Annotated in this window: 14 protein-coding genes; 6 read left to right on the plus strand and 8 right to left on the minus strand. The window is 66.5% G+C overall.

Annotation, left to right across the window (positions count from 1 at the left end; translation table 11 throughout):
• Nucleotides 1–53 precede the first annotated feature (53 nt).
• Both LI94_RS00535 and LI94_RS00540 read left to right on the plus strand, forming a co-directional pair.
• Entirely contained in the window at nt 54–1706 is a 1653-nt protein-coding gene (locus LI94_RS00535; RefSeq protein ID WP_024442212.1) for an acyl-CoA synthetase, read from the plus strand.
• 64 nt (nt 1707–1770) lie between these two features.
• Nucleotides 1771–3186: a wax ester/triacylglycerol synthase family O-acyltransferase gene (locus LI94_RS00540; RefSeq protein WP_024442213.1), complete on the plus strand. Its 1416-nt coding sequence runs from the start codon at nt 1771–1773 to the stop codon at nt 3184–3186.
• 3 nt (nt 3187–3189) lie between these two features.
• On the opposite strand, the gene LI94_RS00545 is transcribed toward LI94_RS00540, so the two are convergent.
• Nucleotides 3190–4743 carry a succinic semialdehyde dehydrogenase gene (locus LI94_RS00545; protein ID WP_046299957.1) on the minus strand — a complete coding sequence of 518 codons (1554 nt, stop codon included), beginning with the start codon at nt 4741–4743 and terminating at the stop codon, nt 3190–3192.
• A 43-nt stretch (nt 4744–4786) separates the two neighbouring features.
• The gene (locus LI94_RS00550; RefSeq protein WP_239651117.1) at nt 4787–5581 is read right to left on the minus strand and encodes a hypothetical protein; all 795 of its coding nucleotides are present in this window, start codon (nt 5579–5581) and stop codon (nt 4787–4789) included.
• 198 nt (nt 5582–5779) lie between these two features.
• Between LI94_RS00550 and LI94_RS00555 the strand changes: the two genes are divergently transcribed.
• A complete protein-coding gene (locus LI94_RS00555) occupies nt 5780–6202 on the plus strand; it encodes a DUF6636 domain-containing protein (RefSeq protein WP_024442216.1) in 423 nt (140 codons plus the stop codon).
• 9 nt (nt 6203–6211) lie between these two features.
• Here LI94_RS00555 and LI94_RS00560 read toward each other — a convergent pair whose 3' ends face one another.
• Nucleotides 6212–6865: a hypothetical protein gene (locus LI94_RS00560; protein ID WP_024442217.1), complete on the minus strand. Its 654-nt coding sequence runs from the start codon at nt 6863–6865 to the stop codon at nt 6212–6214.
• Between the two features lie 316 nt (nt 6866–7181).
• Between LI94_RS00560 and LI94_RS00565 the strand changes: the two genes are divergently transcribed.
• Nucleotides 7182–9047, plus strand: coding sequence for an ABC transporter ATP-binding protein (locus tag LI94_RS00565; protein ID WP_024442218.1), 1866 nt, complete (start codon nt 7182–7184; stop codon nt 9045–9047).
• A gap of 67 nt (nt 9048–9114) precedes the next feature.
• Here LI94_RS00565 and LI94_RS22940 read toward each other — a convergent pair whose 3' ends face one another.
• The 3 genes from LI94_RS22940 to LI94_RS21815 all read right to left on the minus strand — a co-directional run bounded on the left by LI94_RS22940 (nt 9115) and on the right by LI94_RS21815 (nt 11825).
• Entirely contained in the window at nt 9115–9285 is a 171-nt protein-coding gene (locus LI94_RS22940; protein WP_152664713.1) for a lasso RiPP family leader peptide-containing protein, read from the minus strand.
• Nucleotides 9286–9372: 87 nt separating this feature from the next.
• Nucleotides 9373–11127 (minus strand): asparagine synthetase B family protein, encoded by a 1755-nt coding sequence (locus LI94_RS00570; RefSeq protein ID WP_046299958.1) that lies wholly within the window; start codon nt 11125–11127, stop codon nt 9373–9375.
• Nucleotides 11124–11825 carry a lasso peptide biosynthesis B2 protein gene (locus LI94_RS21815; RefSeq protein WP_192830878.1) on the minus strand — a complete coding sequence of 234 codons (702 nt, stop codon included), beginning with the start codon at nt 11823–11825 and terminating at the stop codon, nt 11124–11126. The genes LI94_RS00570 and LI94_RS21815 overlap by 4 nt, the downstream gene beginning before the upstream one ends.
• 323 nt (nt 11826–12148) lie before the next feature.
• Here LI94_RS21815 and LI94_RS00580 point away from each other — a divergent pair, with 323 nt between their 5' ends.
• On the plus strand, nt 12149–12625 hold the full coding sequence (locus tag LI94_RS00580; protein ID WP_046299959.1) for an RICIN domain-containing protein: 477 nt from the start codon (nt 12149–12151) through the stop codon (nt 12623–12625).
• Between the two features lie 29 nt (nt 12626–12654).
• On the opposite strand, the gene fadD17 is transcribed toward LI94_RS00580, so the two are convergent.
• Entirely contained in the window at nt 12655–14172 is a 1518-nt protein-coding gene (fadD17, locus tag LI94_RS00585) for a long-chain-fatty-acid--CoA ligase FadD17 (RefSeq protein ID WP_046299960.1), read from the minus strand.
• A gap of 83 nt (nt 14173–14255) precedes the next feature.
• On the opposite strand from fadD17, the gene LI94_RS00590 reads away from it, so the two are divergent.
• Entirely contained in the window at nt 14256–14720 is a 465-nt protein-coding gene (locus LI94_RS00590; RefSeq protein ID WP_046299985.1) for a nuclear transport factor 2 family protein, read from the plus strand.
• An 18-nt stretch (nt 14721–14738) separates the two neighbouring features.
• On the opposite strand, the gene LI94_RS00595 is transcribed toward LI94_RS00590, so the two are convergent.
• Nucleotides 14739–15836, minus strand: coding sequence for an acyl-CoA dehydrogenase family protein (locus tag LI94_RS00595; protein ID WP_046299961.1), 1098 nt, complete (start codon nt 15834–15836; stop codon nt 14739–14741).
• Nucleotides 15837–15848 lie beyond the last annotated feature (12 nt).

Raw genomic sequence — 15848 nt, forward strand, 5'->3', positions numbered from 1 at the left:
GGGTTGGAACCTCGACTTGAAATCGAAATGTAACACGTTCTAGTTTGTGTGTTGTGGCTCTCAACATCGCCGACTTAGCCGAACACGCCATCGACGCCGTACCGGATCGGGTTGCCCTGATCTGTGGGCCTGATCAGCTGACCTACGGGCAGCTGGAGGAGAAGGCCAACCGGCTGGCCCATTACCTGATCGACCAAGGCGTCAAGAAGGACGACAAGGTCGGCCTGTACTGCCGCAATCGCAACGAGATCGTCGTCGCGATGCTCGGCATCGTCAAGGCCGGCGCCATCCTGGTCAACGTCAACTTCCGTTACGTCGAGGGCGAACTGCGCTACTTGTTCGACAACTCCGACATGGTGGCCCTGGTGCACGAGCGCCAGTACGCCGACCGGGTGGCCAACGTGCTGCCCGACACCCCGAATATCAAGACCATTCTGGTGGTCGAGGACGGCAGCGACCTGGACTACCAGCGCTACGGCGGAGTGGAGTTCGAGGCGGCCCTACAGCAGGGCTCGCCCGAGCGTGACTTCGGACCGCGCAGCGAAGACGACATCTACCTGCTCTACACCGGTGGCACCACCGGGTTCCCCAAGGGCGTGATGTGGCGCCACGAGGACATCTACCGGGTGCTGTTCGGCGGCACCGACTTCGCCACCGGCGAGCCGATCGCCGACGAGTACGGACTGGCCAAGCAGGCAGTGGCCAACCCGCCGATGGTCCGCCACCCGATCCCGCCGATGATCCACGGGGCCACTCAGTCGGCGACCTGGATGTCGTTGTTCAGCGGCCAAACCGTGGTGCTGGCACCGGAATTCGATGCCGACGCGGTGTGGCGCACCATCCACGACCACAAGGTCAACCTGCTGTTCTTCACCGGTGACGCGATGGCGCGCCCGCTGCTGGACGCGCTATTGGCCCATCAGGACGCCGGCAACGAGTACGACTTGACGTCGCTGTTCCTGCTGGCGTCCACCGCGGCACTGTTCAGCCCCAGCATCAAAGAACGGCTGCTGGAGCTGCTGCCCAACCGGATCATCACCGACTCCATCGGTTCCTCGGAGACCGGTTTTGGCGGCACCAGCATCGTCGCCAAGGGTGAGGCGCACACCGGCGGGCCGCGGGTCACCATCGACAAGAACACCGTGGTGCTCGACGAGGACGGCAACGAGGTCAAGCCGGGCTCGGGTGTGCGCGGCATCATCGCCAAGCGCGGTCACATCCCGGTCGGCTACTACAAGGACGAGAAGAAGACCGCCGAGACCTTCCGCACCATCAACGGCGTGCGGTACGCGATCCCCGGCGACTTCGCTCAGGTCGAGGCCGACGGTTCGGTGACCATGCTGGGGCGCGGCTCGGTGTCGATCAACTCCGGAGGCGAGAAGATCTACCCCGAAGAGGTTGAGGCCGCCCTCAAGACCCACCCCGACGTCTTCGACGCACTGGTGGTCGGGGTGCCCGACGCCCGGTACGGCCAGCATGTGGCCGCGGTGGTGCAGCCGCGCGGGGATGCCCGGCCCTCGCTGGACGAGATCAACGCCTGCGCGCGTACCGAGATCGCCGGATACAAGGTGCCCCGCAGCCTGTGGTTCGTCGACGAGGTGAAGCGTTCGCCTGCCGGCAAACCCGACTACCGCTGGGCCAAGGAGCAGACCGAAGCCCGCCCCGCCGATGAGGTGCACGCCAAGCATGTGGCGGCTGAGAGCTAGATTGGCCGGATTTTTTGGCGGTGAGCCGCTCACAGCGAACCGGTGTCCGGGCTAGTCTCTGTCGATGCAGCGACTTTCGGGCGTCGACGCCGCGTTCTGGTCCGCGGAAACGGCGGGTTGGCACATGCACATCGGTGGGCTGGCGATCTGTGACACCACCAATGCGCCGAACTACAGCTTCGAGCGGGTTCGCCAGCTGCTGATCGAGCGGCTGCCGCAACTTCCGCAGTTGCGCTGGCGGGTCAGCCCGTCGCCGTTGGGGCTGGACCGCCCGTGGTTCGTCGAAGACGAGCATCTCGACATCGACTTCCACCTGCGGCGCATCGGCGTTCCAGCCCCCGGCGGGCGGCGCGAGGTGGAAGAGCTCGTGGGCCGGCTGATGTCCTACAAGCTGGATCGGTCACGCCCGCTGTGGGAGATGTGGGTGATCGAAGGTGTCAGCGGCGGCCGGGTGGCGACCCTGACCAAGATGCATCATGCGATCGTCGACGGTGTCTCTGGCGCCGGGCTGTTCGAGATCATGCTGGACGTGACGCCTGAGCCGCGACCGCCAGAGCCTGCGGCGATGGAGTCGTCGAACGGGGTCAGCATGCCCAGCTACGAGCGCCGGGTCCTAGACGAGCTGGTCAACGTCGCGGTCAAGACGCCCTACCGGATCGGGCGCCTGTTGCAGCAGACGGTGCGCCAGCAGATCGCCACGGTCGGACTGGGACTGCCCCGCAAACCTCCGCGCTACTTCGACGCCCCGGTGACCCGCTTCAACGACAGCGTTTCGCCGCACCGGCGGATCAGCGCCGCGCGCGTCGAGCTTGCCCGGATCAAGGCCGTCAAGGATGCCTATGGGGTCAAGCTCAACGACGTCGTGCTGGCCATGGTCGCCGGTGCGGTCCGCGACTACCTGCGCGAGCGCGGCGAGCTGCCGGACAAGCCGCTGGTGGCACAGATCCCGGTGTCGACCCGCACCGAGGAGACGCAGGGTGAGGTGGGCAACCAGGTCAGCTCGATGACCGTGTCGATGGCGACCGACATCGAGGGAGCAGCCCAGCGGCTCAAGACGATTCACGCCAGCACCCAGAGTGCCAAGCAGATGGCCAAAGCGCTCTCGGCCCACCAGATCATGGGACTCACCGACACCACCCCGCCCGGCCTGCTGCAACTGGCCGCCCGTGCCTACACCGCGACCGGCCTCTCGCACCGTCTGGCGCCGATCAACCTCGTCGTCTCCAATGTTCCGGGGCCGCCGATCCCGATCTATATGGCTGGTGCGGAATTGGAATCACTGGTGCCGCTCGGCCCGCCGGTCATGGACGTGGCGCTGAACATCACCTGCTTCTCCTACCGCGACCACCTCGACTTCGGGTTCGTGACCACGCCGGAGATCGCCGAGGACATCCATAAGATGGCCGACGCGATCGAACCGGCACTGGCCGAATTGGAGCGCGACATCGACCGGGGCAAGAACCGAACCGGCCGGCGCTGAGCGCTACCGGCCCGGTAGCGCCTGCACCACCCGGATCATCGGGGTCAGCAGCTTCTGCCACACCGGAGCGGAGATCCCCAGCGGCGGATCCAGATTCAGGACCCGGGCGGTGGAGACCGTCTGCGACTCGGTGTATTTCAGGATTCCGTCCGCGCCATGCCGACGGCCCACCCCGGACGCCTTCATGCCGCCCATCGGCGCCGCGGTGCTGCCGAAGGCCAGTGCGTAGCCCTCGTCGACGTTGACCGTGCCGGACTTGATCCGCGCGGCGATCGCCTCACCCTGCGACTTGGTGGCGGCCCACACGCTGGCGTTCAGCCCGTATTCGGTGTCGTTGGCGCGTGCGATCGCCTCGTCGACGCTGTCGACGGGATAGATGGAGACCACCGGTCCGAACGTCTCGTTGCGTGCGCATTCCATCTCGTCGGTGACCTCGGACAGCACCGTCGGCTCGTAGAACAGCGGCCCGATATCGGGGCGGGCCTTGCCTCCGGCGATCACCTTGGCGCCCTTGGCCTTGGCGTCGTCGACGTGATTGGAGATGGTCTTGACCTGGTCTTCGGAGATCAAACTGCCCATGTCTGCGGTGAAATCGTATGCGGCCGAGAGCTTCATCGCGCGCACCTGCTCGGCGAACTTCGCCGCGAACTCCTCGGCGACGTCGCGTTCGACGTAGATGCGCTCGATCGAAATGCACAGCTGCCCGGCATTGGAGAAGCAGGCCCGGGTGGCGGCCTTGGCGACTTCGGACAGGTTGGCGCCCTTGGTGACGATCATCGGGTTCTTGCCGCCCAGTTCGGCGGAGAAGCCGATCAGCCGGGAACCGCACTGCTCGGCCAGGGTGCGGCCGGTGGCGCTGGAGCCGGTGAACATCAGGTAGTCGCACTGCTGCACGATCGCGGTGCCGACCACCGACCCCGGACCGGGCACCACCGCGAACAAGTCGCGCGGCAGGCCGGCCCGATAGAGCAGTTCGGCGTTGGCCAGCGTGCAGTAGGGGGTCTGACTGTCCGGCTTGACCACCACCGCGTTGCCCGCCAGCAGTGCCGGGATGGCGTCGGAGATCGACAGGGTCATCGGGTAGTTCCACGGCGCGATCACACCCACGACACCCTTGGGGTGGTGGTTGATCACGGTCTTGACGATGCCGGGCAGTAGTCCCGGCACCCGCTTGGGAGCCAGCAACTTGGTGGCCTGACGCGCGTAGTAGCGCGCGTTGAGCATGATGTCGAGGATCTCCTCCTGGGCCGCCGAACGCGCCTTGCCGGTCTCGGACTGGCAGACGTCCATCAGGAAGTCCCGGTTGGCGATCACCAGATCGCGGTAGCGCTCGATGATCGCGCTGCGCTCTTTGACGCTGCGCGCCGCCCAGGTTCGCTGCGCCTCGCGGGCCTTGGCGAACGCCGCCGTCACGTCCTCGGCGTTGCCGACCGGGATGGTGGTCAGCGGCTTACCGGTGAAGACCTCGTCGATGGTCTTCGACTGCCGCGCCTCGATGTCGTCGATCGCGGACAGTTGACGCAGTCGGTCGAAGTCTATGGCGGATGGGGCGGGCATGGGCGATCTCCTACTCGCGGGTAACACGTGGTTAGCCGCCAAACTACCCCGCGCAGCGGCCACCCGGTAGCTCGGCGGCGTGGGCACTGAGCCACTGGGTCATCTGGTTGAGTGCCGCAATCCCGGAGCTGAAGCTGCCGTCCCTGGGTTCGGCGGCCATGGCCACCGCCAGCGATCCGTTCGGGGTGCCGACGATGCCGAACTGCCGCACCAGGTAGCCACCGCCCTGGCCGGGGCCCCAGCCGCCTTTGGTCGGGGCGCCGATGCTGGCCAGCCCCCAGCGCTGGTCGGGCACGGTGTTGCGCATCAAGCTGTAGACGGGCGCAGCGACGGCCATGCACGGCAGGTGGGCGGCGAACACCGCCTGGCGGGCCAGCGGCCACTGGGTCTGACCGAATGCGCTGAACTCAGGTCGCAGTCGTCGGGATTCCACCGCGGTTCCGAGGTCGCCGCCGGCCCGTAGGACGGCCTGCACCTGTTGGGCGGCCTGGGGCGCCGGCCCCAGCGAGGACCACAACTGCTCGGCGGCATCGTTGTCGGAGGCCGTGACAGCCCTGGCCGCCAGGTCTTGGGCGTTCGGGCGGTTGGCGTGCAGCGCCGCGATCGCCAGCGGGACCTTGATGGTCGACCAGGCCACGCCGTTCTGCAGCGATCCGAGGGTGGCCACCTGGTTCTGGCCGACCGGGGCATAGGCGATGCCGACGTTGGCTCCGATGGTGTTGGCCAGCTGCGCGAAGCTGGCCTGGAGCGGTTCCGCGGAGGCGGGCGAGGCCAGGGCCAGGGGTAAGGCCAGGGCGGCGGCCAGGATTGCGACGAGCATGCGGCGGGCGGCAGGCATTGACTCATATTGCCCGCGGTGGGCGACGAAAGGGGATGACCATTGGCCGTGTCGAACCGGCCAATCCCCGGGATTGTTCGACCAGAGCGGTCCGTGGCAGCCGCTGAATGCCGGGCTCAGCACGGGCGAGTGGGGCACCGGAGGTGTAACAATTCTCGTTAAACCGTACAATCGTCTGTTTTCGGCTATCTTTTCATCATGAAAGCAGCGCTCGGTGCAGCAGCGGCCCTGATCTTCTCGGCTATCGGCATGGCGCCGACCGTCCTGGCGCAGCCGGATCTGCACTTCTTCGTATCCCCGAGCGGAAACATCGCGTGCCTGGTAGGCCCCGACTGGGTCCGGTGCGACATCCAAGAACGTGATTGGTCGCCGCCGCCGCGGCCGTCGGATTGTTACAGTCAGACCGGGTACGGGCAGGGCATCCAAATCGAGGCTCACGGTAAGGCCGAGTTCGTCTGTGCCGGAGACACCACGTTCGGCGGGGACGCGCGAACCCTCAACTACGGCGAACGTGACAGTTCAACGACACATCTGTGCACCAGTGAGAAGTCCGGGATCAGGTGCGAGAACCGGGACGACCACGGGTTCGTGATTTCCCGCGAGTCTTACGAACTGTTCTGACAGGCATTTTCAGCGCTGCGCCAGTGCCTTCATGTCGGGTGCCAGCACGTCGGTCAGCGATGACCATGGCACGGTGATGACCGGCGAGCCGTGTCCGAACTGATAGTCGGCAAAGTGGATCTGGATGCCCTCGGCGGTAGGAATCCAGTTCGCGAAGTTTTCCGCGATCGGGCGGTTGCCCGGTTCGTCGGACATCGGCTCGCCGCCGCCGTAGGTGGTCGGCCAGATCCGTTTGGTCTGCTCGGAGAGTCGATTGAGGCCGTCTTGTTCGGTGATGAACAGGTCGCTCAAAGTGATCGGTTTGGCATTCCGACTGTCGATGACGACAGTGCTCACATAGTTGGTCGGATGGGCCGCGTCTTTGGCGTAGTAGACGCCGGTGAGAACCTGGGCGATCGCGATGGGGCGAAAGGTCAATGCCGACTGAATCTCAAGCCGCCAAGGCGAACTGGTGTCCGCGTCCGCACGCACTTGATCGATCTGATAGCGCGCCGATGCGTTGCCGGCTTTGTTGAACGACTCGGCCACCCGGGGATCGCCGCCCGATATCCGGCCGACTTCCGCGCGCCAGTGGCCCCGGCCGTCGGCGGTCGCTCCCTCGATTGGGGCGACCGTGACGGTGTAACTCTTCCCGTTGGAGATCTGCGAATCCGTGTGGGTCACCGGCGATGGGCTTGCGGAAGTCAGGGTTGTCGATGTGACAACGAGCTGATGTCCCATGGAGACAGACGACTCGGTGTTCCCGCAGGAAGCCGTCGGCATCGACAGTGCGGCCACGAAAGTCGCGGCCAAGAGTGTCCTGCGGGTCTGAGGTATGCGGTGTCCGGTGAGCTGGTGAAGGGGCACCCGTAGATCATCGCACCGGCGCCGGAAGGTGGTACGCGGTTTTTGCTGATCGCGGCTGCATGCGGGCGCGAACGGATATCGCGCAGAATCTCCACGTCGCCGGGTGTGGTTCTGTCATCGTGGACGCCAAACCGTGATCGAGGAGCGGGCCATGTACATACGTCGCAGTTTGACCATGCTGCGCGCGGTCCGCGGGGCGGTGTTGATTTGCGTCCTGCTGGGGTTGTTCGTCACGGCGCTGCCTTTTGTGTCCAGTGCGGCCTTGGGGCCGCTGATGCAAGCCGTCGCCGCCGCCGGGATGAATGGGGACCTCTCCGATGTATGGGGGCAACAGGGTTCGTTGCTCAGCCGTGACGGCGGTTTGGCCTCCGGTCTTGTCGGATGGCTGACGAAGCCGCTGAATTTCATGGTGCTGCTGAGCATTTGGTCGGGCGCATTGGTGCTGGCGCAAGCGCTGGGCTTCGTCAACGCGTGGATCGGTGCGCATGTCGAGCGCAAGCTGCTGGCTGCGATCCTGCAGCGTGTTCACGACCACGTTCAATCGCTGTCCCTGGACTTCTTCGTCGGTGCGCGCAGCGGTGTCCTGATTCAGCGTGTGCAACTGGAGGCGCCGTGCGTCCAGCGGCTGTTGACCGATTGCGTTGTCCCACCGCTTGTCGACGCAGTGGTCTTGGTGGTCGCGCTCGGATACCTTCTCGCGTTGTCCTGGCCGATGACGGTGGTGTCGCTGGTTCTGGCCCCGCTCGCGCTCATGGCCCTTCGTTACGCGGGCAGCAGGCTCCAGGTGGTGACGCAACGAGCGATGATGGCAAATCGCGAGATGAGTGGCGAACTCGCCGAGACGGCCAGTGGTATCTCGGAGATTCAGGTGTTCAACGCCCAGCGTCGCCGCAGTGAGACGTTCGGCGAATCGGCGATGGCCGCGACGAAGAACATGGCCGCGATGCGGGTCTGGATGCAGGCATCGACCAACGGTGTCCAGGTCTTCATCGCGCTGAGCACGGTGCTGGTGCTGGTGAGCGGGATCGCGTGGGGCGACCGGTTCGGTCTGAGCTTCGCGGGCCTGGTGGTGTTCATCGCGTATGTGCCGACGATGTTTGCAGCTGTGCAGCGAATGGTATTGGCGTATACGACCTATCAGTCGATCCTGCCCCACGTCGCATCGACCTACGAACTGCTCGACACCGAGCCCACGGTGCGGGAACTCCCTAATGCTGCCGCGTTGCCCAGCATCAGGGGCGACGTCGTATTCGAAGATGTTTCCTTCAGCTACTCGCCGCAACAGAAGGTTCTGAATGGGTTGTCCTTCTCGATCGCGGCAGGAGAGACGGTGGCGCTGGTCGGACCGATCGGATCAGGAAAATCGACCGTCTTCAATCTACTGCTGCGTTTCCTTGAACCGCAGAGCGGCCGGATTCTGCTGGACGGCAACGATATCCGTCAGGTGACATTGCACTCGCTGCGAGAACAGGTGTCCAAACTCGCGCAGTTCCCGTTCTATCTAAAGGACACGATTCGACAGAACGTGCGGTTGGGCAGGCGCGATGCCAGCGACAGTGAGGTCGAAGATGCCTGTCGATCGGCCCATATCCATGCGGTGATCGTCGATCCGGCCAAGGTTCGGGACGGCTATGACACCGTCATGGACCTCGAGGTGCCGTCGGGAGGGCAGAAGCGGCTGATCGCCTTCGCGCGGTGTCTGCTTCGCCGGCCGCAGGTCCTGCTCCTCGACGAGCCGACGGAGAACCTGGATGCCGATCAGCGATCCCGCGTAACCGCCGTGATCCGGGAATACGCGGATACCCGCACCTGTCTGGTGATCAGCCACGACATGGACTTCATCGCGGCCGTGGCCGACCGGATCATCGTGTTGAACCACGGCAGAGCCGCCGAACAGGGCACTCACGCGGAGTTGATGAATCGTGGCGGCCTGTACACGCGGCTCTGCGCTGCCGACAACGCGGACTCGGCACTACTCGATCGCAGCGCTCCGGGCTGAGAAGACGACCCGCTCGCGAGGAGCCCTGCCCGATTGATCGGTGCGACGAGGCTTCCGGAGCGACCGCTCAGCCGCGCGGTGGCAGCGGTGCCGCGGTGTCGGGGGTGTCGACATGCCGCTGGTACCAGCCCATGTAGCCGTAGCCCGTGCTGCTGTCCGACAGGTAATTCCCGCTGCCCTGAGTGGTGGCGCGGACATCCCCTACGTGCACGACCTGCGGGGGTGAGTAGTTGCGCATCCGGGAACCTCCAAAGAGTCGTCACACGCCAGCTGGCCTCCGAAAGTGTACTTGATGCCAGCGAGCGAGACATGGCGTTTCGGCGAATCAGGGCGCAGCGCCGGTCAGCAGGGCAGGAGCGCCCACGTGGTGTAGGTGGCGCAGCCAGACCTCGATCTGGATTGCCGTGTAGAACTGCGTGACGGCGCCCACACGCCCGGGTGCGGGCAGCGCCGCGGTCCAGGCGTCGGCATCGGCATAGCCGCGCTCCACGATCTGGGGCCGTTCGGCCAGGAATTCCCGCCATTGGGGATGGCGTTCGAAGCCGTGCAGCATCGCCTCGTCCGCGATCGGTTTCGACCGCCGCCGAAGTACCTGTTCGCTGACCAGCCCCGCGAAGGCGTACCGCTGCACCGCTCGATCGATACGGGGATCCACCGCGATGTTCCACGGGGTGGCCAGTGCCAAGTCGACCAAGGGTGGCGCCAGCAGCGGATGCCGCAATTCGAATGTGGCCGAAGGGAACTGGTGGCGGCTTCGGGCGAACTCCAGGCCGCGTAGCACGTTCTCCACGACGGCCTGACCGTGGACCGTCTGCGCTCGGATCGGCGTGGTGAACTCGGCGCGGCGTTGCAGCCCGTGACCCTCGACGTACTCTCGGCGCAGCCACGGTGCCGCTTCGGTAATGCGCGCAGACGGTTGCAGCGTCAGGGTCCGACCGCGTCGCCACCGGCGCCGTCCTTCGAGGGCCGCGCGACGCAGCCAGAACGTGGCGGGTCGGCCCAGCCCGGACTCGGCACTCCACCGCAGCGCCTCGCGCCACAGGTGTACCGGCTGTCCGTTACGCAGTAAGTCGGCCAGGTACCAGGGCAGCAGGCCCGCGAAGAACACCGCGTCGCCGCCCTCGCCGGTGAGCAGAGTCGACACGCCCAACTCCCGCGCGACGGCCTCCTCGGCCGCGCTCGGGGCCCAGTTGATGATCCGGCGCGTGGGTGCAGGTAGGAAGATGCCCAATTCCGGCCCGGCGGTGAAGGTGCCGTGTTCGGTGGCGTCGATGGGATGCCACGGTGCCGGACTCGTTTCCAGCGCCGCCCTCATCCACGACGACTCGTCGCTGCCGGGGAATCCGGGATGAGTGAAGCTGAGCGCGGCCACCGGCGCCAGACCGGTGGCCGCGGCTAAGACCGTCGAGGTGTCAAGGCCGCCCGACAACTCGACCGCTTGGGTGCCGTCGGGCGACAATGCTCCTGCGACGGCACGTTTAACGTTGTCGCGCAACAGTTCCTGATGGCCGTCGAATGTCTCGTGGACAGGATCGGTCGACGGTCGCCATCCGCCGCGCAGCCGGGGGCGGCCGGTGTGACAGGTAGCGAACTGGCCCACCTGCAGCCGTCGAATGCCGCGGTACGGGGTGCGCGGGCCCAGATGCATTCCGGTGCTGAACATGTCGGCCAGATACTCTTCGTCCAACTCTCGCCAGGCCCCGGTTTCGCGGACCAGTGCTGCCAAGTCGGTGGACACCACGGTTGCGTTCGGCCTAACGGCGTAGTAGAGGGGCCGCAGGCCCATGCGATCGCCAACCAGCACGGCATCGGGGCCGTTCACGATGACAACCGCGTATTCGCCGATGATGCGCTCGGCGGTGTTGGCCTGCCAGCGCCGGAGTCCGGCTTCCACGATCCGGCCGAAGGACGCCGAGGGGGCAAGATTCAACTCGGCGCGCAACCGCGCCGGGTTCGCCAGGTAGCCGTGAAACCAGACCGCGGTTTCGCCGACCGGCTCGTGCTGCGGCCAGCCCTGTATCGGTGCCCCCACCGTGGTGGGCAGCGACACCAGGAATCCCTGCAGGGCTGGTTGCGTCATGCCCGCTGGATAACGGTGAAGCGGTGCAGGACGGAGGCACTCTCCTTGAGCGCTACGCCGTCCAACTCCACCCAGGCATGGGCTTCGAAGGGGTACAGCGCCACGCCGATCACATGCTGGGCCGGCCAGCCGGCTGCGCGAAGAAAGCTGGTCAGGGCGAGCGAGCGCGGTAGACAGTCCAGCGGCGCCTGGCGGGCGGGATAGAGGCCCTCGGCGGTGAAAAAGCGCGCTGTTGCCAGCTGCACGTCAGTCCGCGGCTCGGTGGGGTCGGCGACGGGTTGGGTGCGCTTGTGGTAGGCGGAAGCGAAACCCTTTCGCAGGTCGCGGTCCGCGGCGGCTCGTTCGGTCAAGGCGCGCATGATCGTTGGCCTGCGTCGCCGTGCCCGGACGCCGGCATGCGGCGTGGCGGGCTGCGGCGCGCGGACCAGTCGGCCGGCGGCCAACTGTGATGCGGCGAAGTCGGCGGTGTCGGCCGCCACGGTGGCCGCAGGCACTCCATAGTTGTCGGCGAGGGCGGCGAAGTCGCGCTGTTTCGGTGGCCGGGTGAGTTGGGCCCACATGGCGGTGCCGATCTCATCCACCACGTCGTAGACACCGGTGGAGAGGTCCAGCAATACCAATCGGTCGGCTACCTGCGCGCACCGCAGGGTCGGCGCGGGGGCCAGTTGTGGCGGTGCGGAGGGTCCAGGATTCGGCACTGTGTTGGGCGACTGTCGGATGATGGGCCAAAGAGGCGGCGGTAGCCGCTCAATGGTGTATTTGTACGCCCAAATTTCCGAAAAGGTGGGGGAATGCCGAATCCAGATCTCGGGAGTACGGCGTTGTCGGCGGCGTCTTGACGCTGATCGGCCGAGCGGGCGCGACTTCGCCACGTGGCGAGCAACACCTCGACGCGACGGCACCGGAAGGGGAATCTGCCGCTTGCGGCCCATGAACTGCGGTCATGGTGATAGGAGTGGCTGCATCACTTGGTGCCGCCGCGGCCGACGGGGCCGACGACGCTGCGAAGAGGGAGCGAACCATGCATCCGATGAGGTCGATGGGCGCTGCCGGCCGGGCCCTTGTGGTTGCTGGGACGGTGCTGGCCGCCACGGTGCCAACCGCCGGCGTGGCAGCCGCCGACGGGCCGGTCGGGTTGGCCAGTCGGCTGGGCGATTTCTGTCTGGATGCCCCCAGCGCGAACTATTTCGCCGCGGTGGTGGTCAACCCCTGCGATGGTTCGGACACCCAGCGCTGGTTTCTCAATGGCAGGCAGCTGCAGAACGTGGCCTTCCCCGGGGGATGCCTGATCAATCCGGCGGGTGACGGTGTCTTCGCGCACCTCGGACCCTGTGTCGGACTGTGGAACCAGAACTGGAATTTCGATCCCAATGGCCACGTCAAAAATGACCCGGGCTGGTACTGCCTCACTGTCCTCGGCGGACCGGGGCCGGGGACGTGGGTCTCCACCCGCTACTGCGGCGACGACCCGAGCCAAGGCTGGGACGTCATCTCCTGATTGGGCCGGCAGGAGCCTAGGACGAGCGGCTATCGGGAGATCCGATACACCGGATCGGTGCACTCGGTGCCCTCGGCGGACAGCACCCGCTTGAGCACTTTGAACGTCTCGGTGCGCGGCAACTCCTCGGCCACCCGCACATAAGACGGCCACTGCTTGGGTCCCAGATCGGGCTGCTCAGCCAGGAACGCGCGGAAGTCGTCGGCGTCGAACGACGTTCCCCGGGCCAGCACTAGTGCGGCCATCACCTGATCCCCCACCGCGGGGTCCGGGACGGGGTAGACCGCGGCCTGAGCGACGGCGTTGTGGCGCAGCAGGATCCGCTCGATCGGTGCGGTACCGAGGTTCTCCCCGTCCACCCGCATCCAGTCGCCGAGCCGGCCGGCGAAGTAGGCGTAGCCGGCCTCGTCGCGGTAGGCCAGGTCGCCGGAGTGATACATCCCCCCGGCCATCCGCTGCGCCTCGGCCTCGGGATCGCGGTAGTAACCCCGAAACTGGCCGCGGCCACTGGCGTTCACCAGCTCGCCGACCACGCCCGGCGGGCACTCTTCACCCGTCTCGACATCGATGATGGTGTTGCCGTCGGTCAGCGGCCCCAGCGCCCCGGGCGGAGTGTCCGGGGTGCGCCCGATCGCGACCCCGCCCTCGGTCGAGCCGAAGGCGTCGATCACGGTGCACCCGAAACGGGTCGCGAAGCGCTCCAGGTCTCGTGGCGCGCCCTCGTTGCCGTAGAGCAGCCGTAACGGGTTGTCGGCATCGTCGGGCTGCGCCGGCGTGGCCAGCACATACGACAGCGGTTTGCCCACGTAGTTGGCGTAGGTCGCCCCGAATCGGCGCACATCGGGAATGAATCCAGAGGCGGAAAATTTGCGGCGCAACGCGATTGACGCACCGGCGGCCACCGCCACCGACCAGCCCGCCATCACCGCGTTGGAGTGAAACAGCGGCATCGACAGATAGCAGACATCGGCGGCCCCCAGGCCGAATCGTTGCGAGAGCATCACCCCGGGGAATGCCGCCTTCCACTGGGTGCAGCGCACCGCCTTCGGGTCACCGCTGGTGCCCGAGGTGAAGATCAGCATGAACAGCTCGTCGGGGTCGGCCTCCCGGAAGCTCACCGGGGTGTCGGCAACACCGGCCAATTCCGATTGCCACGAGGGTGATTCGACATCGATCATGCCCGGAACCGAGACGTCGGCAGTGTTGTCGGCCAGCACCAGTTGGCAATCCGCGTGCGCCACGTCGCGCTCCAGGGCCGCGCCCCGGCGGGTGGGGTTCAAGCCGACCGGCACGATCCCGGTCAGCGCCGCCGCCACCAGCATCGTGGAGAAGAACGGCGTATTGCCCAGCAGCACACCGACATGCGGGGGCTTCTCCGGATCGAGGCGGGCCCGCAGTGCGGCGCCGAGCCGGGCACCCGCGGCGATGTGGTCTCGCCAGCTGACGAAGGTGTCCTCGTAGAAGACACCGCGGTCGTCCACCTCGGCCACCTGCGCCAGCAGGGCTGTGACGGTGGACTGTTGGTCGATATCGGCGGGTGCTGACATGGTGATCAGATTAGTGTTGCAATAGAGCGGTGACTGATTCGCAGGCCTTGAACGCCATAGACGCCATAGCAGCCCTGAAGAAGATCGCCGACATCGAAGAGATCAAGCAGGTCAAGTACCGCTACCTGCGGGCATTGGACACCAAGCACTGGGATGACTTCGCGGCCACGCTGGCCGAGGACGTCACCGCCGCCTACGGCCAGTCGATGGGCAGCAAGCACACCTTCGCCGACCGTGACTCGCTGGTGGAGTTCATGCGGAACTCGCTTCCCGGCAACGTCATCACTGAGCACCGGGTCAACCACCCCGAGATCACCCTCACCGGCCCGGACACCGCCACCGGCATCTGGTACCTGCAGGATCGAGTGATCGTGCCCGACGTCAACCTCATGCTGATAGGGGCAGGTTTCTATCACGACACCTACCGCCGTACCGACGACGGCTGGAAGCTGAGCCACACCGGATACGACCGGACCTATGACGCCACCGTGGCCCTGACTGACCTGCCGGGGTTCAAGGTGACGTTCGGGGATGCGCTGAACCGTTGAGCCGTCCGGCTCAGCCGACTACGCCGGCGTTTCGGCCAGTTCGCGGCCGATCGCCAGCAGCTGTCCCGTGGCGCCGCCGAGCGCGAACTCGGTCTGCTTGGCGGCCAGGAAGTAGCGGTGGATCGGGTGGTCGATATCGATGCCGACCCCGCCGTGAATGTGGACGATGCTGTGCGCCACCCGGTGGCCGGCCTCGGCCGCCCAGAATGCGGCGGTGGCCACCTGGGTGGTCGCCGGCAGACCCTCGCTGACCCGCCACGCCGCCTGGGTCAGCGTCAGGCGCAGGCCCTTGACGTCGATGTAGCCGTCGGCCAGCCGCTGCGACACCGCCTGGAAGCTGCCGATCGGCTTGTCGAACTGCTCACGCTCGCGGGCGTATTCGGCAGTCATGGCCAGGCCACGCTCGAGCACTCCCAGCTGGTAGGCGCTGTGACCCAGGGCCGCCACGGCGACCAGGTGGTCGAGCACGTCGGCGCCTCCGACCAGGCGGCCGGCCGCCACCTCGACCCCGGAGAGCTCCAGGTGGCCCACGCTGCCCCGTCCGGTGGTGGCCAGCGAAGTCACCGTCACGCCGGGATCGGACGCGGCGACCAGGAACACCGCTGTGCCCGAATCGGTTTCGGCCGCCACCAGAAAGGCATCGGCAACCGAGGCGAAACCGACCTGAGTGCGGGTTCCGGTCAGGCGGTAGCCGTCACCGGCGGCGGCCGCGCGGACCGGGCCCTCACCCATCTCGCCGTCGAGGGCCACGGTGAGGATCTTCTGCCCGGCCACGGCCGGGGCGCCCCAGGCCTGCTGCAGCTCCGCGGAGCCGAACTTGGCCAGTGTCTCGGCGGCCAGCACCACCGACTCCAGGTACGGCACCGCGGCCAGCTGGCGGCCGAGTGCGGTCAGGATCGCGGTCTGCTCCAGCACGCCGAACCCGCCGCCACCCAGCGACTCGCTGGCGGCGCTGGAGACGACGTCGGCGTCGACCAGCTTGCGCCACAGCTCGGCGTCGAAGCGCTGCTCCAATGCGTCGAGCTCACGCTGGCGCTCCGGCGTGCACACCGCGTCCACGATGGTGCCGACCAGGCCCGAGAGGTCGTCAGATGCTTCGGTAGTGGTGAAGTCCATGAGTACTTGCCT

This window comes from Mycobacterium sp. UM_Kg27 (assembly GCF_000972905.1).
In the GTDB taxonomy this organism is placed as follows: domain Bacteria; phylum Actinomycetota; class Actinomycetes; order Mycobacteriales; family Mycobacteriaceae; genus Mycobacterium.